This window comes from Krasilnikovia cinnamomea, assembly GCF_004217545.1.
GTDB lineage: Bacteria > Actinomycetota > Actinomycetes > Mycobacteriales > Micromonosporaceae > Actinoplanes > Actinoplanes cinnamomeus.
In genome coordinates, this window is the sequence record NZ_SHKY01000001.1 from 2,374,341 (window position 1) to 2,392,315 (window position 17,975).

General features: G+C 73.1%; 21 protein-coding genes. 9 read left to right on the forward strand and 12 right to left on the reverse strand.

The features are described 5' to 3' along the window. Nucleotides 1-33 precede the first annotated feature (33 nt). The gene (locus EV385_RS10565) at nucleotides 34-975 is read right to left on the reverse strand and encodes an SDR family NAD(P)-dependent oxidoreductase (protein ID WP_130509315.1); all 942 of its coding nucleotides are present in this window, start codon (nucleotides 973-975) and stop codon (nucleotides 34-36) included. Between the two features lie 151 nt (nucleotides 976-1,126). After that, on the reverse strand, nucleotides 1,127-2,080 hold the full coding sequence (locus EV385_RS10570; protein WP_130509316.1) for a DMT family transporter: 954 nt from the start codon (nucleotides 2,078-2,080) through the stop codon (nucleotides 1,127-1,129). 154 nt (nucleotides 2,081-2,234) lie between these two features. Between EV385_RS10570 and EV385_RS10575 the strand changes: the two genes are divergently transcribed. Continuing rightward, nucleotides 2,235-2,933, forward strand: a complete 699-nt coding sequence (locus EV385_RS10575; protein WP_130509317.1) for an HAD family hydrolase — start codon at nucleotides 2,235-2,237, stop codon at nucleotides 2,931-2,933. Between the two features lie 101 nt (nucleotides 2,934-3,034). Continuing rightward, on the forward strand, nucleotides 3,035-3,529 hold the full coding sequence (locus EV385_RS10580; RefSeq protein WP_130509318.1) for a hypothetical protein: 495 nt from the start codon (nucleotides 3,035-3,037) through the stop codon (nucleotides 3,527-3,529). 13 nt (nucleotides 3,530-3,542) lie between these two features. Here the strand turns inward: EV385_RS10580 and EV385_RS10585 are convergent, their stop codons facing one another. After that, on the reverse strand, nucleotides 3,543-4,415 hold the full coding sequence (locus EV385_RS10585; protein WP_130509319.1) for a PhzF family phenazine biosynthesis protein: 873 nt from the start codon (nucleotides 4,413-4,415) through the stop codon (nucleotides 3,543-3,545). Between the two features lie 27 nt (nucleotides 4,416-4,442). Here EV385_RS10585 and EV385_RS10590 point away from each other — a divergent pair, with 27 nt between their 5' ends. The 3 genes from EV385_RS10590 to EV385_RS10600 all read left to right on the forward strand — a co-directional run bounded on the left by EV385_RS10590 (nucleotide 4,443) and on the right by EV385_RS10600 (nucleotide 7,522). Further along, complete coding sequence (locus EV385_RS10590; protein WP_130509320.1) at nucleotides 4,443-5,756, forward strand: magnesium transporter MgtE N-terminal domain-containing protein; 1,314 nt, start codon at nucleotides 4,443-4,445, stop codon at nucleotides 5,754-5,756. Then, on the forward strand, nucleotides 5,749-6,264 hold the full coding sequence (locus tag EV385_RS10595; RefSeq protein WP_130509321.1) for a DUF1003 domain-containing protein: 516 nt from the start codon (nucleotides 5,749-5,751) through the stop codon (nucleotides 6,262-6,264). Before EV385_RS10590 ends, EV385_RS10595 begins: the two co-directional genes overlap by 8 nt. 97 nt (nucleotides 6,265-6,361) lie before the next feature. Next, nucleotides 6,362-7,522, forward strand: coding sequence for an Mrp/NBP35 family ATP-binding protein (locus EV385_RS10600; RefSeq protein ID WP_130509322.1), 1,161 nt, complete (start codon nucleotides 6,362-6,364; stop codon nucleotides 7,520-7,522). Between the two features lie 35 nt (nucleotides 7,523-7,557). On the opposite strand, the gene EV385_RS10605 is transcribed toward EV385_RS10600, so the two are convergent. Continuing rightward, nucleotides 7,558-7,992, reverse strand: coding sequence for a twin-arginine translocase TatA/TatE family subunit (locus EV385_RS10605; protein ID WP_130509323.1), 435 nt, complete (start codon nucleotides 7,990-7,992; stop codon nucleotides 7,558-7,560). A gap of 63 nt (nucleotides 7,993-8,055) precedes the next feature. Further along, nucleotides 8,056-9,315 (reverse strand): trypsin-like peptidase domain-containing protein, encoded by a 1,260-nt coding sequence (locus EV385_RS10610; RefSeq protein WP_423203108.1) that lies wholly within the window; start codon nucleotides 9,313-9,315, stop codon nucleotides 8,056-8,058. A 173-nt stretch (nucleotides 9,316-9,488) separates the two neighbouring features. Between EV385_RS10610 and EV385_RS10615 the strand changes: the two genes are divergently transcribed. Then, the gene (locus EV385_RS10615; protein ID WP_130509325.1) at nucleotides 9,489-10,160 is read left to right on the forward strand and encodes an O-methyltransferase; all 672 of its coding nucleotides are present in this window, start codon (nucleotides 9,489-9,491) and stop codon (nucleotides 10,158-10,160) included. Between the two features lie 82 nt (nucleotides 10,161-10,242). Here the strand turns inward: EV385_RS10615 and EV385_RS10620 are convergent, their stop codons facing one another. Both EV385_RS10620 and EV385_RS10625 read right to left on the reverse strand, forming a co-directional pair. Further along, nucleotides 10,243-11,685, reverse strand: a complete 1,443-nt coding sequence (locus EV385_RS10620) for a leucyl aminopeptidase family protein (protein ID WP_130509326.1) — start codon at nucleotides 11,683-11,685, stop codon at nucleotides 10,243-10,245. 78 nt (nucleotides 11,686-11,763) lie between these two features. Continuing rightward, on the reverse strand, nucleotides 11,764-11,931 hold the full coding sequence (locus EV385_RS10625) for a DUF3117 domain-containing protein (RefSeq protein ID WP_015625691.1): 168 nt from the start codon (nucleotides 11,929-11,931) through the stop codon (nucleotides 11,764-11,766). Between the two features lie 294 nt (nucleotides 11,932-12,225). Between EV385_RS10625 and EV385_RS10630 the strand changes: the two genes are divergently transcribed. The 3 genes from EV385_RS10630 (at nucleotide 12,226) to EV385_RS10640 (ending at nucleotide 14,822) form a co-directional block, all read left to right on the forward strand. Continuing rightward, complete coding sequence (locus tag EV385_RS10630) at nucleotides 12,226-13,020, forward strand: PaaX family transcriptional regulator (protein ID WP_130509327.1); 795 nt, start codon at nucleotides 12,226-12,228, stop codon at nucleotides 13,018-13,020. 30 nt (nucleotides 13,021-13,050) lie between these two features. Further along, a complete protein-coding gene (locus EV385_RS10635; RefSeq protein WP_130509328.1) occupies nucleotides 13,051-13,839 on the forward strand; it encodes an enoyl-CoA hydratase-related protein in 789 nt (262 codons plus the stop codon). A gap of 170 nt (nucleotides 13,840-14,009) precedes the next feature. Further along, nucleotides 14,010-14,822, forward strand: a complete 813-nt coding sequence (locus EV385_RS10640) for a serine protease (protein WP_130509329.1) — start codon at nucleotides 14,010-14,012, stop codon at nucleotides 14,820-14,822. 196 nt (nucleotides 14,823-15,018) lie between these two features. Here the strand turns inward: EV385_RS10640 and EV385_RS10645 are convergent, their stop codons facing one another. The 5 genes from EV385_RS10645 to ndhC form a co-directional block, all read right to left on the reverse strand. After that, complete coding sequence (locus EV385_RS10645) at nucleotides 15,019-15,552, reverse strand: hypothetical protein (RefSeq protein ID WP_130509330.1); 534 nt, start codon at nucleotides 15,550-15,552, stop codon at nucleotides 15,019-15,021. Between the two features lie 26 nt (nucleotides 15,553-15,578). Continuing rightward, nucleotides 15,579-16,181 carry a DNA-3-methyladenine glycosylase I gene (locus tag EV385_RS10650; RefSeq protein ID WP_130509331.1) on the reverse strand — a complete coding sequence of 201 codons (603 nt, stop codon included), beginning with the start codon at nucleotides 16,179-16,181 and terminating at the stop codon, nucleotides 15,579-15,581. A gap of 47 nt (nucleotides 16,182-16,228) precedes the next feature. Further along, a complete protein-coding gene (locus EV385_RS10655; RefSeq protein WP_130513210.1) occupies nucleotides 16,229-16,675 on the reverse strand; it encodes an SRPBCC family protein in 447 nt (148 codons plus the stop codon). A gap of 56 nt (nucleotides 16,676-16,731) precedes the next feature. Further along, nucleotides 16,732-17,469 (reverse strand): DivIVA domain-containing protein, encoded by a 738-nt coding sequence (locus EV385_RS34990; protein ID WP_242624814.1) that lies wholly within the window; start codon nucleotides 17,467-17,469, stop codon nucleotides 16,732-16,734. Between the two features lie 93 nt (nucleotides 17,470-17,562). Further along, complete coding sequence (gene ndhC, locus EV385_RS10665) at nucleotides 17,563-17,940, reverse strand: NADH-quinone oxidoreductase subunit A (RefSeq protein ID WP_130509332.1); 378 nt, start codon at nucleotides 17,938-17,940, stop codon at nucleotides 17,563-17,565. Nucleotides 17,941-17,975 lie beyond the last annotated feature (35 nt).

The window sequence follows — 17,975 nt, forward strand, 5'->3', positions numbered from 1 at the left end:
CGGCCGATCTGCCCCGGCCGACCGGATCAGCGATCAGCGGAACTCGGCCTCGCGGACGCTGTTGCCGCCGTCGACCACCAGCATCTGACCCGTGATGTACGACGCGGCCGGCGAGCACAGGAACGCGATCGCGGCGGCCACCTCGTCCGGCGTGCCGGGGCGGCCGATGGGCGTGCCGAGCCCCTGCTTGATCTCGGTGACCGTCGATGCCGCCGTGTAGATGGTGCCGGGGGCGACGCAGTTGACGTTCACGCCGTCCGCGACGAGTTCCATGGCCAGGGCGCGGGTGAGGCCCAGCACCCCGGCCTTCGCGGCGGCGTACGCGGCTTCCGTGGGCAGGGCGTTGATCGGCCCGGCCGTGGCGGCCAGATTGACGATCCGGCCCCATCCCCGTTCGCACATGCTGCCCACGAACGCGCGGCTGCACAGGAACGCGGTGCTCAGATTCCGGTCGATCTCGGCGCGCCACTCGTCGTACGTCAGCTGGGCCACCGGGCGCAGCACCTCGGGGCTGGTTCGGCTCGCCAGACCGGCGTTGTTGACCAGTACCTCGATGTCGCCGAGCTGGTCGGTTACGGCGTCGGCCAGCGCGCCCACCTCGGCCTCGTCGGTGAGGTCCGCGACGAAGCCGGTGACCCCGAGTTCCGAGGCGCGGTCGTGGATGCGCCGCGTCGTGGACACGATCGCCACCCGGGCGCCGAGGTCGCGCAGCCGCCGGGCGGTCGCGTACCCGATGCCGTCCGGGCTGCCCGCGCCCGTGACCAGCGCGACCTTGCCGTCAAGGCGCAAGGTCACCGGAGCCTCGTCGGGCGCGGTGTCCGGCTCGTCCCCGGTGAGCGCGGTCGGGCGTTCCGCGGCGAGGTCCGCCTCGGTGTCGGCGGTGGCCGCCGTGGCGCGGGGGCGACGACCGGCCGCGGGCCGCGTGGCGTCCTTCCTCGACCGGCTGCCGCTGACCGAACGTGCGTCATAGACCATGCGGCGATCCTGCCCGCTTGCGCTTTCGGGGGCAAACATCGACGTCACCGTGGCGCGCCAGAAATGAAGCCGGATCGCAATGGTCACGCTGAGTCGTCAGATGGGTTCGATATCCGCTGGATGATCCGTCCCGAGGCACCCGGTCGACGGGTCACCGGGGTGCGGGGTCGGCGGCGTCGGCCAGCGAGGCGGTCGCGTCCCGCGCGTCGCGGCGCAGGCCCCCGCCGAGCACCACCACCGCGACACCGGCCAGCAGCAGCGCGATGCCGGGCAGGGCCGCGGCGTCGGGCGCCTGGCCGAGCCAGACCCACGCGAGCGCGGCGGCGCCAGGAACCTCCAGCAGGATGAGCACGCTGACCGTGGTGGCCGACGTACGGTGCAGCGCGTAGTTGAACATCGAGTGCCCGAGCAGTTGGGCGCCCACCACGAGGGCGAGGATCGCGGCCCAGGTGCGAGGGTTGTACCCGGTCAGCGGGAGGCGCACCGCCAGGCAGATCGCCAGCAGCAGCACGGCGCAGGTGCCGTAACAGATCCAGGTGTAGGTCGTGGTGCTCAGCCGGGAGCGGGCCCGCTCCCCCAGCGCCGTGTACACCGCCGCGAACATCCCGCCGAGCAGGGCCAGCACGTCCGCGGCGACGGCGCGGCCGGAGACGCCGACGTCGACACCGGTGGCCCAGGCGGCGCCGGCCACGGCCAGCGCGATGCCGCACCAGCCCGCCACGGTCGGGCGCCGGCCCTGGGCGGCCGCGATCAGGCCCTGCCAGACCGGCTGGGTGGCCACCAGCGCGGTCGCGGTGGCCACGGAGCCGAGCTGGACGCTCGGCATCCAGGTGGCGAAGTGGGCGGCGAGCGCGACACCGGCCAGCAGGCAGAACATGCCATCTCGGCGACGTACGCCGCGGAGCACGTCGCGCAGCTCGCCCCGGCGCGGGCCGCAAGCGACGGGGGTCAATGCGAGGGCGGCCAGGCCGTTGCGCCAGAATGCCACGGCGAGTGCGGGCGCCGCCGCGAACTTGATCAACGGCGCGGAGGAGGAGACCGCCAGCACCGCCACGGCAAGCGCGGCGACGGTGGGCAGGGTCGAGGGATGGCGCGGTGCAGACATGGTCAGTTCCGCCGATGACATGACCCGGATCGCCGCGTCACAATTTGTGAACCTCCATTGAGCGCAGAGTGAATCGGTGGCTACGCTCACCGACGGTTCCGGCCCTTGTTCTTTCTCTCGATGTAACTCTCTCGATGCCCGGAGGCTGATCGACATGCCCGCATACGGTGCGGTCGTGTTTGACTTCTTCGGTACGCTGACCCGCTCCATCCGGCGCGGGCCACAGCATGCCGCCATCGCCCGGTTCCTCGGTTGCGACCCCGACGTCGTCGTCGGCGTACTCGATCGGTCGTTCCGCGCCCGGGCCCGGGGACTCTTCGGATCCGCCGAGGCCACCCTAGGGTGGGTCATCGAACAGGCCGGCGGCCACCCCTGCCCCGGCCAGCTGGCGGCCGCCATGCCGGCCCGGATCAACGCGATGCGCGCTGACACCCGGCTACGCGGAGACGCGGTAAGCGCTCTCACGACGTTACGCCGCCGCGGCCTCGCCACCGCCCTGGTCAGCGACTGCACCCACGAGCTGCCCGCGTTCCTGCCCACCCTGCCCGTCGCCGGCCTGCTCGACGCCCAGGTCTTCTCGGTGGAGCTGGGTGTCTGCAAGCCCGACCCGCGGATCTACCTGGCCGCCTGCGACCGCCTCGGCGTCGCCCCCCAGGACTGCCTGTACGTGGGAGACGGCGGCAGCCGCGAGCTGACCGGTGCCGAGGCGGTCGGCATGACCGCGGTCCGGCTGGCCGCCCCCGACCTGGCCGACCACCTGGTCTTCGACCACGACGACGGCTTCACCGGCATGACCGTCTCCTCCCTGACCGAGGTCGTACGCCTGGTCGACCGTCGCCCAGCCCTGGTCTGATCAGCGGATCTTGATGAGTTACGGCGTGGAGCTGACCCCAACTCTTCGACATCCGTACGAGCGGGCGCCGCAGGCGCCGTACGGGGTGACAGGATGGCGCCGTGACAGCTGAGCTCGTGGAGGAGGCCGTCAAGAAGGCGGCCGTGGCCTGGATCAGTGTCGGCGACGGCCCGGCCCGCGCCCTGTGGTGCCTGCCGCTCGACGGGGCGCTGATCGTGGTGTGCGGCCCCGGCGAGCAGTCGGCGCCGGACCTGGCCGACGCGACCCGCGCCACGGTACGGCTGCGCGGCGACACCGGCGGCCTGATCCTCATCTGGGAGGCGGCCGCCGCCCGGATCGCCCCCGGCTCGGACGACTGGGCGACGGTCGCGCCTCAGCTCGCCGCCAAGCGGCTCAACGCCTCAGGTACGGCCGAGGAGCTGGTGGCGCGCTGGCAGCGTGACGGCTGCGCGATCGTCCGGCTGAGTCCCGCCGGGGAGCAACCGGTCGCCGCGCCCGCCCTGCCCGACGGCGCGCAGGCCGCACCGCCACGGGAGACATCAGCGCGCGTACCCGTCCGCCGCCCGTTCCGGCTACACCGGGTCCGCCGCCGCTGAGCCGCCCGGCGGCTCAACCCCGGAACGGGGGGACGGCGATCTCGCCGTGTGCCACCGGCACCACGTGCCCGGCGACGGTGGCCCGGGTCGCGACCCCTCCGGCCGCCGTGACCGTGCACGCCAGCAGCGACGGCCGGCGCATCTCGATCCCCTGGTGCACGGTGTACGCGGCGGTGCCGTCCCCCGCCAGCCACCCCGCCGCTACCAGCCAAACCCCGAGCCCCAGCGCCGCCGACCCGGTCGCCGGATCCTCCGGCACGGAAACCCCCGGGCAGAACACCCGGGCGTACGCCGACCGCTGCGCCTCGTCCCAGGCGAATACGCTGATTTGGGACACCTTGAGCCGGTCCGCGGCGCCCTGATCGACCCGGGCCCGGGCGAGGGCGTCGCGGCGTACCGGAAGGAAGACGAACTCCAGGCCGCAACCGGCGAGGCGCGGCGCCGCCTGCCCGGCCAGGTCGTCGGCGGTGAGCCCGGCCATGGCCAGCAGCGGAGCCGGATCCATCGGCGCGCCCAGCGTCGGGGTGCCGCCGGTGAGGGTCGCCGACCCGTCCGCGGTGACCTCGATGGGCAGCGACCCGGCCCCGCACTCCTGAACGAGGACACCGGGCGCGGCCACACCCCGGCGTACGGATGTCACCGCGGCGCCGACGCTGGGGTGACCGGCGAACGGCAGCTCCGCCTCGGGGGTGAAGATCCGGGCCCGGTAGCTGCCGCCGGACTCGGCGGGCAGCACGAACACCGTCTCGGACAGGTTGAACTCGCGGGCCAGCGCCTGCATCTGGTCACCGGCGAGGGACTCGGCTCCGAAGACGACCGCCAACGGGTTCCCCGCGAACGGACGATCGGTGAATACGTCCACGATCTCGTACACCACGGTAGACATGTCCTGACGCTAACCTAGGCTGAACCCGTGACAATGGGGACGAGGGTGTATCTCGCGCGGTTGGCCGCGCTGCCCGTGTTCGATCCCAACGGAGACCGCGTGGGACGGGTCCGCGACGCCGTGGTCCGCCTGCGCACCACGAACCGTCCGCCGCAGGTCGTCGGGCTGGTCGCCGAGATGGCCCTGCGCCGGCGGATCTTCCTGCCGATCGGCCGGGTGACCTCGATGGACGCCGAGGCGGTCGTGCTCGGCACCGGCATGTTGAACCTGCGCCGGTTCGAGAAGCGGCAGAACGAGCTGCTGATCCTCGGCGACCTGCTGGACCGCCGGGTGACCGTGCTGCCCGAGGACGGCGAGGGCGCCGGGCAGACCGGCACCGTCGTGGATCTCGGCATGGAGCTGAACCGCAACAACGAGTGGCTGATCACCCGCGTCGCGGTCCGCGAGCACACCGGGCGGCTCGCCCGCCGCGGCCATGTGTATCAGGTCGAGTACGACCGGGTGCGGGGCCTGGTCGGCCCGACGGACGCGCAGGGCACCTCGAACCTGCTGGCCCTGCTGGAGCAGATGCGCCCCGCGGACATGGCCAACGCGCTGCAGGACCTCTCCGACGCCCGGCGCAACGAGGTGGCGGCCGCGCTCAGCGACCGCACGCTGGCCGACGTTCTGGAGGAACTCCCGGAGCACGACCAGGTGGAGATCCTCGCCCGGCTGGACCGGGAGCGCGCGGCCGACGTACTCGAACGGATGGACCCGGACGACGCCGCGGACCTGCTGGCCGAGCTGCCCAAGGCGGAGCAGGTCGTGTTGCTCGACCTGATGGAGCCCGAGGAGGCCGCCCCGGTCCGGCAGCTGATGAGCTACCGGCCCGGCACCGCGGGCAGCGTGATGACCTCCGAGCCGGTGATCCTCACCCCGGACGCGACCGTGGCCGAGGCGCTGGCCCGCATCCGCAACCCCGAACTGTCGCCGGTCGTCGCCGCGCAGGTGTTCGTGGCCCGGGCCCCGTCGGCCACCCCGACCGGCAAGTACCTGGGCATGGTGCACTTCCAGCGGCTGCTGCGGGAGCCGCCGGCCGCCCTGCTCGGCGGCATCGTGGACAACGACCTGGACCCGCTGCGCCCGGAGGCCACCCTCCCGGAGATCACCAAGCGGATGGCGACGTACGACCTGGTCGCCATGCCGGTGGTGGATCCGGCGCACCGGCTGGTCGGCGCGGTGACGGTCGACGACGTGCTCGACCATTCGCTGCCGCGCGACTGGCGTGACCGCGACGCCCCGGACGACGAGCCCGCGCCGGGCGAGACCGCGGTGATCCTGCCGAGGCTCAGCGATGAGTGAGCCGCGGCGCGACCGGCTGGACCAGCCGGTCGAGCCGGGCCGGGTGCGCTTGCCCCGCTTCGACCCGGAGGCGTTCGGGCGCTGGTCGGAGAGCATCGCCCGCTACATGGGTACGGCGAAGTTCATCGTCTACATGACGGTGGTCATCGGGGCCTGGTTCGCGTGGAACACCATGGCCCCGAAGTCGCTGCGGTTCGATCCGTACACGTTCACGTTCCTGACGCTGGTGCTGTCGCTGCAGGCGTCGTACGCGGCGCCGCTGATCCTGCTGGCGCAGAACCGGCAGACCGACCGGGACCGCCTGGCGATGGAGGAGGACCGGCGCCGGGCGGCGATGCAGAAGGCCGACACGGAGTACCTGGCCCGGGAGATCGCCGCGCTGCGGATCGCGCTGGGCGAGGTGGCGACCCGGGACTTCGTCCGTACGGAGCTGGCCCGGCTGGCCGACGAGCTGGACGAGGCGGCGGCCCGACGCGCGAAGCTGGACAGACGAGATCAGGACGCATGAACGAGCGCACCGTGCGAAGCGGGGGCGCCTGACGAGCGCACAGCATCACAGTGGCGGGGAGGATGCGCGGAGCTGACCGCGCAGTAACATCGTCGCCATGCCCGTACCGCCCGCCGCAGCGACCCTCGAGGAGGCCATTCAGGCCGCCCTCGCCACCGTCGACGACCCCGAGATCCGCCGGCCGATCACCGAGCTCGGCATGGTCAAGGGCTTCACCGTCGCAGACGGGCGGGTGCGGGTCGAGCTGCTGCTCACCGTCGCCGGATGCCCGCTGCGCGACAAGCTCAACGCGGACATCACCGCGGCGCTGACCCGGATCCCGGGCATCACCTCGGTCGAGATCGACTTCGGGGTGATGACCGCCGAGCAGCGCCAGCAGTTGCAGGCCAACCTGCGCGGCGGTGCCGGCGCGGCCGCCGAGCCGGTCATCCCGTTCGCCCAGCCCGGCTCCCGGACCAGGGTGTACGCGATCGCCTCCGGCAAGGGCGGGGTGGGCAAGTCCAGCGTGACGGTGAACCTGGCCGCCGCCCTGGCCAAGCGCGGCCTGTCGGTCGGCGTGGTCGACGCGGACATCTACGGCCACTCGGTGCCCCGGATGCTGGGCGTGGACGGCAGGCCCACCCGGGTCGAGGACATGATCATGCCGCCGCAGGCGCACGGCGTGAAGGTCATCTCGATCGGCATGTTCACCGCGGGCAACGCGGCCGTGGTGTGGCGCGGCCCGATGCTGCACCGGGCGTTGCAGCAGTTCCTGTCGGAGGTCTACTGGGGTGACCTGGACGTGCTGCTCCTGGACCTGCCGCCCGGCACCGGCGACGTGGCGATCTCGCTGGCCCAGTTGCTGCCGAACGCGGAGATCCTCGTGGTGACCACCCCGCAGGCCGCGGCCGCCGAGGTGGCCGAGCGCGCGGGCGCGATCGCGCTGCAGACCCACCAGCGGCTGGTCGGCGTGGTGGAGAACATGTCGTGGCTGGAGCTGCCCGACGGCTCCCGCATGGAGGTCTTCGGGGCGGGCGGCGGCGCCACCGTCGCCGATTCGCTGACCCGTACGGTGGGGGCCTCGGTGCCGCTGCTGGGCCAGATCCCGCTCGACACCCGGGTGCGCGAGGCCGGGGACGCCGGTGCGCCGATCGTGGTGGCCGACCCGGCCGCCCCGGCCGCCCAGGCCCTCGACGCGGTCGCGGAGCGCCTCGCCGTACGCCGGGAGTCCCTGGTCGGCAAGCCGCTGGGCCTGATGGTCAACGCCCGCCGCGGCTGACCACGTCGGGGCGGCGCCCTGGAGGTGGCGTCCGCTCAGGTGGCGTCGACGTCGAAGCGGTCGGCGACCGGACGGGACTGCTCCGGCGCCACGGCCGCGCCCGGCGCCGGGTCGCTCTGCCACGACTTCACGTCGGTGAGGTCGCTCTTGAGGCCGTTGATGCCGCTCTTGACGCCGTTCAGGTCGCTCTTGACGTCGTCGAAGAGGCCCTGCAGCGGCTTGCGCAGCGCCGCCTCCTCGTCCTCGCTGAGCAGGTGCTTGCGGATGAACGCCTTCGGGTGCAGGTCCTGCAACTGGATGTCCGTGCCCAGCTCGCGACTCAGGTCGGTGGTCGCGTTCTGGGCCATCGAGCGCAGGCCGCGCAGCATCCGCAGGCCGTCCCCGATGACCTTGGGAAGGCGCTCACCGAAGATCAGCAGGGCGAGCATGAGCAGGGCGAGGATCTCCCACCAGTTCAGGTTCTCGAACACGGCCCGACTTCCCCTGCCTTCCCGTCCCCAACTGCTCCGCCGACCAAGGGTACGCACATCGGCTCAGTTGGTGTCCTCGGCCAGCGTGACCGAGGCGGTCTGGGACTTGGCACCGCGCCGGTACTCGACCGCCACGGTGGCGCCCGGGTCGTGTTTGCGGACCAGCGCGATGAGGTCCGTGCCGTCCTCGATGACGTGGCCGTCGATCTTGGTGAGCACGTCACCGGCCTTGAGGCCCGCGGCGGCGGCCGGGCCGGACGGCTCCACGGCGCGCAGCCGGGCCCCACCGGAGCCCACCAGGCCGCCGGTCGCGGCCACCTCGGCGCCGATCACCGTACGGCGGGCCTTGCCCGTGTCGATGATGTCCTTGGCCACCCGGCGCACCTGGTTGATCGGGATGGCGAAGGCGAGCCCGATGTTGCCCGCCTCGGTCTCCGTACCACCCACCGAGCGGATCACGGAGTTCATGCCGATCACCCGGCCGTCCGCGTCGACCAGCGGGCCGCCGGAGTTGCCCTGGTTCACCGCCGCGTCGGTCTGGATGGCCGCGTAGTACCGCACGGTGCCACCCGGCTCCCCGGCCTGGATGGTGCGATCCAGGGCGCTGACGATGCCGTCGGTCACGGTGTTCACCAGGCCGAGCGGGGCGCCGAAGGCGAGCACCCGGTCGCCGACCGCGATGGAGTCGGAGTTGCCGAAGACGACCGGGCTGAGCCGCGACCTGTTGACCTTGATGACCGCGATGTCCGACTCGGGGTCGCGCCCGACCACCTTGGCCGAGGCGGTGGTGCCGTCGCTGAACGCCACGGACATGGTCTTGTCCGCGCCCTCCACGACGTGATCGTTGGTGATCACGTACCCGTCGGTGGTCGCCACGAAGCCGGAGCCGATCGCGCCGGTCACCCGGACGGTCACCACGCTCGGCATGACCTTTTCGACCACCCCGGCCTGGGAGTCGGGGGCGCGCTGGACGGCCGACGGGGCGGTCTGCGGCGGCGGGGCACCGAGCGTCGTACCGGCGCCCATGCCGTTGCGGACCGCGAAGACGTAGGCCAGGGTGCTGCCCAGGGCGCCCGCCAGCAGGGCCGTGATCAGGCAGATGAGCAGGACCGGAGCGTACGAGCGGCGGGGTGCGTCGGGGTCGCTGACGGGCTCGGGCGCTGGTCCGCTGCTCACGGGCGCGCCCGGCACCACCACCGCCGCGGGTGCGTGCGGGTCGCGCCACGGGTCCGCGAGCGCGTCGGACCACCACGAACCCGCCGCGGACGGCCCGGAGGGCGGCGTCGGCGGTTGAGGCTGGCGCCAGTTCCAGCCGTCGGTCACGTCGATGCCTCCACTCATCCCGGCTCCTCTCCCAGGATGACACGGATCGGTGGCAGCGAACCGCCCCTCCACGGGCCGGGTGTTCGATCCATCGAAGTCCCGATGCGCGCCGGACCGGCCCCGATCTACTCTCATACCCGATGTGCGCCGGTTATCCAACGCCCATCCCCCTTATGCCGGAGGTCCCCATCGTCACCGCAGCCCCCCGGCCGTTCGGCTCGCCGACGGCACAGTCACTCAGCTTCGCCGAGGCGTACGCCACCGAGGATGTGGTCCTGCAGACCGCTCGGGGCCTGGCGCGCGAACTCGGCATCCCCTGCGTCACCCCCGGTTCCGGCGCGGTGCTGCGGCTGCTGGCCGCGGCGGGACACGCCAAGGCGGTGGTCGAGATCGGTACGGGCACCGGGGTCAGCGGTGTCTGGCTGCTGCGCGGCATGCGGCCGGGCGGGGTGCTGACCACCATCGACGTGGAGAGCGAACATCAGCGCATCGCCCGGCGCATCTTCGTCGAGGCGGGCTTCGCGGCGTCCCGTACCCGGATCATCACCGGCCGGGGGCTGGACGTGCTTCCGCGCCTGGCCGACGGGGTCTACGACCTGGTGTTCGCGGACGCGGACGCCGCCGAGTTCGGCGCGTGCGCGGAGGCGGCGCTGCGGCTGCTGCGCCCCGGCGGGGTGCTGGTGATCAACGGCGCCCTGGCGGGTGGCCGGATCGGCGACCCGGCCGCCCGTGACGTCGACACCGTGACGATCCGGGAGACCGTCAAAGCGGTCCGCGAGGCCGAGGAGTGGATCCCCGCGCTGATCCCGAGCGGCGCGGGCCTGCTGGCCGCCGCCAAGCGCTGAGGCAGCGTAGCGGCCCGGCGCCGCGGCAGCTGAGCGCCAAGCTGCGGCGGCGCAGCGGCTTGGCGCTGAGGCAGCGCTGGGGTCAGGCGCTGAGGTAGCGCAGCAGCATCCGGGCGCCCCAGCCGGTGGCGCCCTTGCTGAGCTCGCCGTCGGCGGCGGCCGCCCAGCTCGGCGCGCTCATGTCCAGGTGGGCCCAGCGGTCGACCCGGTCGCCGAGGAACTCCCGCAGGTACATCGCCGCCATCACCGAGCCCCCGCCCTGGGTCGGCGCGCTGTACCGGTCGGCGATGTCGCTGTGCAGGAATTCGGCGTAGTCGTCGGGCAGCGGCATGCGCCACATCCGCTCCCCGCTGGCCTGGCCGGCCGCGTACAGGGCCCCGGCGAGCGCGTCGTCGTGGCTGTACAGGGCGGCGGTCCGGGCGCCGAGGGCGACCGCGTTGGCCCCGGTCAGGGTGGCCAGGTCGATGACCACGTCGGGGTCGAGGCGGGCTACCGCGTACCCGAGGGCGTCGGCCAGCACGAGCCGCCCCTCGGCGTCGGTGTTGGTGCTCTCGCTGGTCGTGCCGTCGTAGTGGGTGATGACGTCCCCCGGCCGGTACGCGGACCCGCTGACCGCGTTCTCGGCCAGCGGCACGAGGGTGCTCACCCGGACCGGCAGGCCCAGGTCGGCGGCGGCCAGGGTGGCCGCGACGACCGCCGCCGCGCCGCCCATGTCCTTGCGCATGAGCTGCATCGCCGCGACCGGCTTGATCGAGATGCCGCCGGTGTCGAACGTGATGCCCTTGCCGACCAGCACGACGTGCCGGGTGGCGTCCGGCGGCGCCCAGGACAGCTCGACCAGGCGGGGCGGGTTGGCCGAGCCGCCGCCCACGGCCAGCAGGCCGCCGAAGCCCTCGGCGGCGAGCCGGTCGGGCTCCCACGCGGTGGCGCTCAGCCCCGGGCGGCGTCCGGCCTCGGCCAGCACCCGCGCGGCGAACCAGGCCGGGTTCTTCACCGAGGAGGGCGTGTTGGTGAGGTCGCGGGCCAGCCAGGTGGCGCGCGCGGCAGCGCGGGCGGCGTCCAGGGCGGCCGCGTACCGGTCGGGGTGGGCCACGACCAGCTCGACCTCGGCGGCGCGCGGCGGCTGCACGCCGTCCGTGTAGCGGTAACCGCCCAGCCAGAGCCCCTCGGCGAGGCCGCGGACCGCGTCCGGGGCCGCCTCGGTGGGCAGCACGACCGCGAGGGGTTCGTCGTCCTTCGCGGCGCGGACGGCGGCGGCGCCGGCGGCGCGCCAGCCGCCCTCGTCGGCGGCGCCGACGCCCACGGCCAACACCTTCGCCGGGGTACGCAGGGGGCGCGGCAGGGCCTGCACGGCGCCGGCGCGCTCGGGCTGCTCGGCGGTGCGGCACAGCTCGGCCACCTCGGCGGCCAGCACGGCGACGTCGGCGGCCAGATCGGCCGGGTCAGCGTCGAGCGGGCCGGCGCTGCCGACCGGGATTACGCGGGTACGGTCGCCAGCCTGCGCGACCAGGCGGATCGGGAACACTGACGGATGACCTTTCCGTATGACGTGGAAAGCCCGCCGGTACGGCGGGTACCGTACCGGCGGGCCCTGCGTGAAACGTCAGCCGGCGATCGCCTTCAACGCGTCACCCAGCGCGTTGGCCTCGTCCGGAGTCATCTCAACGACGAGACGGCCACCACCTTCCAGCGGGACGCGCATGACGATGCCACGCCCCTCCTTGGTGACCTCCAGCGGACCATCGCCCGTCCGCGGCTTCATCGCCGCCATCTTGTCTCCCCTCAGACCTACATCAGGGTCGGTGGGTCTCCCCACAGCCACTTCGTCAACGCCGCGTGCTCAGCCCCACGCGACGCCATACCTCGTTTCCGACCGGCGGCGGAGTCGCCCCCGCCGGACCGACCCGAGACCGCAGCCCGTGGGTCACGCCGCGCCGTAGACGCCGCCTGGCCCACCGTGCCGATCAAACATTTTCCCTGATGAACCCCGGCGATCCCAAACTCAGCCCGGACCGATGTGACAGCGTCTAGCATATCGCCTTCGGTGCTGTCACAATGTGCGGTCATGCAGGCGCGGTCGGCCCTCTTCGACCTGTACGGCGACTACCTTCGTCCGCGGGGCGGACGTGCCCCGGTGGCCGCCCTCGTCAAGCTGCTCGCGCCGCTGGGCATCGCACCGCCCGCGGTGCGCACCGCAGTGTCCCGAATGGTACGTCAGGGCTGGTTGCACCCCATGCGGCTGGTCTCCGGCCCGGGCTACCTGCTCACCCCGAAGGCCGCACGGCGCCTCGACGAGGCATCCGCCCGCATCTACCGCACCCACCGGGTCTCCTGGGACGGCCGGTTCGACCTGGTCCTGCTGCGCTCCCCGGTGTCTCGGCGCGACGCGGCGCGGCTGTCCTTCCTCGGCTACGGCATGGTGGACGACCACGCGTGGGTCGCCCCCCGCCCGGCGGAGGAGATCGACGTGGTGCTGACGGAGGCCGCCATCGAGTACGAGCGGTTCAGCGCCTGCCACGCCGCCGGGTCACCGGGCGCGGCGCAGGTGGTGGGGCGGGCGTGGAACCTGACCGAGATCGGGCGTGCCTACGAGGAGTTCGTGGCCACCTACCGTCCGTTGGTGGCCGGGGTGACCGCCCGCAGCTCCGATGAGGAGGCCTACGCGACCCGGTTCCAGCTCGTACATGCCTGGCGCTCGTTCCTCTTCCACGACCCGCAGCTGCCCCCGTCGCTGCTGCCGGAGCACTGGCCCGGCACCAGCGCGGCGCACTTCTTCGACCGGCACGCCGGCCGTCTGCGCCCCGCCGCCGACCGGTTCGTGGAGCGCTGCCTCGATGCTTCGGTCACACGCCGGTCCTGATCCGTCCGCGGTTGTGGGATTCTCTCTGCCATGACGGACTCGCTGCTCGTCGACCGCACCGATGCGGTCGTCACCCTGACGCTCAACCGGCCCGACGCGATGAACGCCCTCGACGTCGATCTCAAGGAGGCGCTGCGGGACACCCTCGCCGCGCTGGAGACCGACAAGTCCTGCCGGGCCGTCGTGCTGGCCGGTGCGGGCAACGCCTTCTGTGTCGGTCAGGACCTGCGCGAGCACGCGGGGACCCTGTCCTCCGGCTCCACCGACCTGGACACGGTGCGCGCCCACTACAACCCGATCGCCCAGCGGCTGGCCAGCCTGCCCAAGCCGGTGGTCGCCGCCGTACGGGGCACGGCCGCCGGGGCGGGTGCCTCGCTGGCGCTGCTGGCGGACTTCCGCATCGGCGGCCCGCGCACCACGTTCCTGATGGCGTTCGCGAACGTCGGGCTGGCGGGCGACACCGGGATCAGCTGGTCGCTGCCGCGCATCGTCGGGCACGCCCGGGCGCTGGAGCTGCTGCTGCTGGCCGAGCCGGTGCGCGCGGAGCGGTGCGCCGAACTGGGCCTGCTCAGCCGCCTGCTCGACGACGACGACCAGGTGCTGCCGGTGGCCCAGGAGCTGGCCGCGCGGCTGGCGGCGGGGCCGACGGTCGCGTACGGCGCGATCAAGAGGGAGCTGTCCATCGCCGACGCCGGGACGCTTTCGGACGCGCTGGCCGCCGAGGCGCAGGCGCAGGCGATCTGCGGCGGGACCGCGGATCACCGGGACGCGGTGGCCGCCTTCGTGGCCAAGCAGAGGCCGGTGTTCCAGGGCCGCTGAGGCGGTGACGTTCGTGGGGCCACGGCGTACGTACCGCCGTGGCCTCATGATCATCAGCCCGCGATATGAGTCAATTGAGATAGAGACATTTAACAATGTGAATGCCTACGATTCTCCGCAATCGAAGACGGCGGGCGCGACCGGCGCACCGTCGGGGTGGGGAGGACCGGATGGCAAGCTGGCGCAGGATTCTGGGCGGTGCGGCGGCGGCGCTCACCGCAGCCGCGATGGGGACGGTACTGCAGGCGGCGCCCGCGGGCGCGTCCCCCGCCTCGGGCGACGGCATCGTGAGCCCGTCGGTGGTCGGCGGCAGTCAGGCCGCGCAGGGTGAGTTCCCGTTCATGGTCCGCCTGTCGATGGGCTGCGGCGGCGCCCTCTACAGCCCGACCATCGTGCTGACCGCGGCCCACTGTGTGAGCCGGACCGGCACGAACACGAGCATCACCGCCACGATGGGCGTCGTCGACCTGAACTCGTCCAGCAAGATCACTCGCAAGTCCAACTACGTGTACCGGGCGCCCGGCTACAACGGCAGCGGCAAGGACTGGGCGCTGATCCGGCTGTCCAGCCCCGTCACGGGCCTGGCCACGCTGCCGATCGCCACGAACACGACGTACGACACGGGCACCTTCACCGTCGCGGGCTGGGGCGCCGCACGCGAGGGCGGCGCGCAGCAGCGGTACCTGCTCAAGGCGACCGTGCCGTTCGTGGACGACGCCACCTGCAACTCCAGCGCGATGTACGACGGCGAGGTCATCCCGAGTGACGAGATCTGCGCGGGCCTCGTCCAGGGCGGCGTGGACACCTGCCAGGGCGACTCGGGCGGCCCGATGTTCCGCCGCGACGCCGCCAACGCCTGGATCCAGGTCGGCATCGTGAGCTGGGGCGAGGGCTGCGCCCGGCCCAACAAGCCCGGCGTGTACACGCAGGTCAGCTACTTCGCCTCGGCGATCCAGTCGGCCGCGTCCAGCCTCGGCGGCTGACCCACGAAGCCGCGGCCGCGCACGCTGCGGCTGGCAACCCCGGCGCGATCCGCACGCGCACCGCACGGCCCCGGGACACGGCGTTCCGGGGCCGTCGCGTGCGTGCGACGCCGCCCGCATCAGCCGGAAGTTCTCCTGCGTCGCTCAACGCGATCGCGCCGTCCGAGCGGACCGCGCGGCGGACAGGGCGGCCGCGTCAGTCCTCGTCGTCCTCCTCCGGGTCGAGGTTGGCCTCCTCGCCCAGCACGAACGCCTGCATCGCGAGTTCGTCATTGGTCGGCGACACGAACGCGGGCAGCTCGGCCGGGCCCAGCTCCCGCACGTACGACCAGAACTGCCGGACCGCCTCGGCGGGAGTGGTCGCCTCGATCGGCAGGTCCACACTGACCAGCCACGTGCGCTGGTCGCGGTCGCCGCCGAGGCGGGCCGCCACCTGACGGAACCGCTCCTCGTCGACCTCGGTCACCGCGGCGTCGAGACTCAGCCCCGTAGCCGGGACCGGCTCGTCGAAGGCCCGCCGCCGGTACGCGATCACCACCTGGTCGCCGGACTCCTTCGCGACCGACCCCAACGCCACCACCACCGGCTGGTCGCCGCCCGCGAGGAGCAGCACCTCGTCGCCCTGGCCCGGTTGAGCCCGGGGCGATCCGGCCACGGTCAGGGTGTCGTGGTGGAACAGCCGCTCGGTCGCCCACGTGTCCGCCGGGATGATCACCGCCCAGTGCGCCATGCGCACCATCACATCACGGCCACGGATCAGCGGACGTGGCACCCGGCCAGGTGGTCGTCGACCATCCCGGTGGCCTGCATCAGCGCGTACGCCGTGGTCGGACCGACGAAGCGGAAGCCACGCCGCTTCAGCTCCCGGGCCATCGCGGTGGACTCCACGGTGGTGGCGGGCACGTCGGCGCGGGTGACCGGCCGCGGGCGGCGCGACGGGGGCGCGAACGACCACAGCAGCGCGGCCAGACCGCCCGCCAGCTCCGCGGCGACCCGGGCGTTGTGCACGGTGGCCTCGATCTTCATCCGGTTACGCACGATGCCCGCGTCGGACAGCAGGCGGGCCGCGTCCGCCTCCGTGTACCCCGCCACCACGGCGATGGCGAAGCCGTCGAACGCCCGCCGGAACGCCTCACGCTTGCGCAGGATGGTGAGCCAGGACAACCCGGACTGGAACGCCTCCAGGCTCATCCGCTCGAAGAGGGCGTCGTCGCCGCGCACCGGCCGCCCCCACTCCTGGTCGTGGTAGGCGACGTATTCCGCGGCGCTGGCACCCCAGGCACAGCGGGGGTGGCCGTCGGCACCCAGCACGAGCCCGTCCGCGAGGGGCGCGGCGGTCCGGTTCGAAGCGTCCGTCATGGGCGCGACGGTACGGCGCGGCACCGACATTTCGCAGCAGGGTCGGATCACGCCGGTCGCGGCAGGGCACCCTGCTCGACCAACCGGGCGAACTTCTTCAGCACACCCGTGAAGCCCAGCTTCGAGCCCGGCCAGAGCACCGGCCAGGCCAGCCGCCCGGCGGCGCCGCCGGGCAGGTGGAACCATTCGTGCATCACGACCTGCGTACGCCCGCCCGCCATCGGCGTGCACCGCATCGAGCCGGGCCCGCGCAGCACCTTGCCGCAGTGCACGACCCGCACCTCGTACGGCGCGTCCACCCGCACGACCCGCAGTTCGTCGCGCAGCACGGCCGGGCCGAGGGCGGTGACCGCCTCGACCAGGCTGCCCTCGCCGCCGTCACCCTCGACCACGCGGACCGTGGTGAACGGGATCCAGAGCGACTGGCTCTCCCAGTCCAGGAACGCGGCGAAGACCTGTGCGGCGGGCGCGTCGACGATCACCGTGGCGGTCATCTCCCCGGCGCCCGGCCGGGCGGCGTCACCGTAGTTCTGGACCGGGTCCGGGGAGCTCACCGGCGCTCCACCGGCGCCTCGCTGCCGGTGCCGTGCGGCGGGGCGGGATGCGGCAGGACGGCGTCGGGCGGCAGCCCCGCCACCACGGCCTGGGGATCCTCGACGGCGTGACGATCCTGGTGCGCCTCCGCACCGCCCTCCCCGCCGACCCCGACCCCGGCCTCGGCACCGATGAGCCCGGCACCAGCGAGCCCGGCACCGGCAGGCCCAGCATCACCACGAGCCCCAGCATCACCACGAGCCCCAGCGTCACCAGCGGTCCCGGACACAGCCGCGGCTGCGGGAGCCGCTACCGCGCCGTGGACCGTGTCCTCCCCGACCGGGACCTGCGCGGGCGTCGGGCCCTCGTCGGCGGGCCCCGGCTCGGCGGCCGGTGCGACCGCGGCCTCGCGCGCGCGGCGCAGCACGTCCGCGTCGGCGATCCGGCCCTCCCGTAGCGCCTGCACCTCGGCCTCCAGCACCCCGATCAGCTCGCTCTTGTACCCGACGTCGTATGCGGCCCGCTGCAGGGCCTGGTCGACCTGCGACATGCGGTACCCGCGCACGGCGGTGTCGAACCTGGTCTGAATGATGTCGTCCTCGCCGAGCGGGCGGTCGCTGGGCAGCGGCACGGCCCGGCCGTCCGGCTCCACGCGGGTCAGCCCGGGGTCACCGCCGCTCACCATCACGGTCACCCCGAACACGATCGCCGCGACGACCAGAGCCACGACGATGAAGAGCAGAAGCTGACCCATGCGCACGATGTTGGCACGAGCCGCTGAGCGTGGCGAGCCCGCCACCCCGGCCCGTCCGCCACGCGGGCCGGACGATCACCGGATCGGCGAGCGTCAGGTCCAGGTCAGGATCTTCTTGCGCCAGGCGTAGAGAATGCCCAGCGCCAGCACGGCCACGAAGATGCCCATCTCCACGACGCTGACGAGCCCGAAGCCGGGGCGGTCGAAGACCACCGCCCACGGGAAGAGGAAGACCGCCTCGACCGCGAACAACACGTACAGGTACGCGTACACGTAGTAACGGATCTGGGCCTGTGCCCAGTCGCCGCCGACCGGGTCGATGCCGCACTCGTACGCGATGCGCTTGCCCGCCGGCTCGGCCGGCCGGGCCGGGCGCAGCAGCCGGTTCGCGCCGAACGCGCCCACGAAGACCAGCACGCCCGCCGCCATCACCAGGCCCAGCGTGGCGTAGGAACCCAGGTAGCCGTCCACGGCCGCAGCCTAGCGAACACGCGCGTGGCCGGGCG

Coding starts and splice junctions, on each gene's coding strand:
- EV385_RS10565 (WP_130509315.1), bottom strand. CDS start 975: ATGGTCTATGACGCACGTTCGGTCAGCGGCAGCCGGTCGAGGAAGGAC.
- EV385_RS10570 (WP_130509316.1), bottom strand. CDS start 2,080: ATGTCTGCACCGCGCCATCCCTCGACCCTGCCCACCGTCGCCGCGCTT.
- EV385_RS10575 (WP_130509317.1), top strand. CDS start 2,235: ATGCCCGCATACGGTGCGGTCGTGTTTGACTTCTTCGGTACGCTGACC.
- EV385_RS10585 (WP_130509319.1), bottom strand. CDS start 4,415: ATGTCTACCGTGGTGTACGAGATCGTGGACGTATTCACCGATCGTCCG.
- EV385_RS10595 (WP_130509321.1), top strand. CDS start 5,749: ATGAGTGAGCCGCGGCGCGACCGGCTGGACCAGCCGGTCGAGCCGGGC.
- EV385_RS10600 (WP_130509322.1), top strand. CDS start 6,362: ATGCCCGTACCGCCCGCCGCAGCGACCCTCGAGGAGGCCATTCAGGCC.
- EV385_RS10615 (WP_130509325.1), top strand. CDS start 9,489: ATGCCGGAGGTCCCCATCGTCACCGCAGCCCCCCGGCCGTTCGGCTCG.
- EV385_RS10625 (WP_015625691.1), bottom strand. CDS start 11,931: ATGGCGGCGATGAAGCCGCGGACGGGCGATGGTCCGCTGGAGGTCACC.
- EV385_RS10630 (WP_130509327.1), top strand. CDS start 12,226: ATGCAGGCGCGGTCGGCCCTCTTCGACCTGTACGGCGACTACCTTCGT.
- EV385_RS10635 (WP_130509328.1), top strand. CDS start 13,051: ATGACGGACTCGCTGCTCGTCGACCGCACCGATGCGGTCGTCACCCTG.
- EV385_RS10640 (WP_130509329.1), top strand. CDS start 14,010: ATGGCAAGCTGGCGCAGGATTCTGGGCGGTGCGGCGGCGGCGCTCACC.
- EV385_RS10645 (WP_130509330.1), bottom strand. CDS start 15,552: ATGGCGCACTGGGCGGTGATCATCCCGGCGGACACGTGGGCGACCGAG.
- EV385_RS10650 (WP_130509331.1), bottom strand. CDS start 16,181: ATGACGGACGCTTCGAACCGGACCGCCGCGCCCCTCGCGGACGGGCTC.
- EV385_RS10655 (WP_130513210.1), bottom strand. CDS start 16,675: ATGACCGCCACGGTGATCGTCGACGCGCCCGCCGCACAGGTCTTCGCC.
- EV385_RS34990 (WP_242624814.1), bottom strand. CDS start 17,469: ATGGGTCAGCTTCTGCTCTTCATCGTCGTGGCTCTGGTCGTCGCGGCG.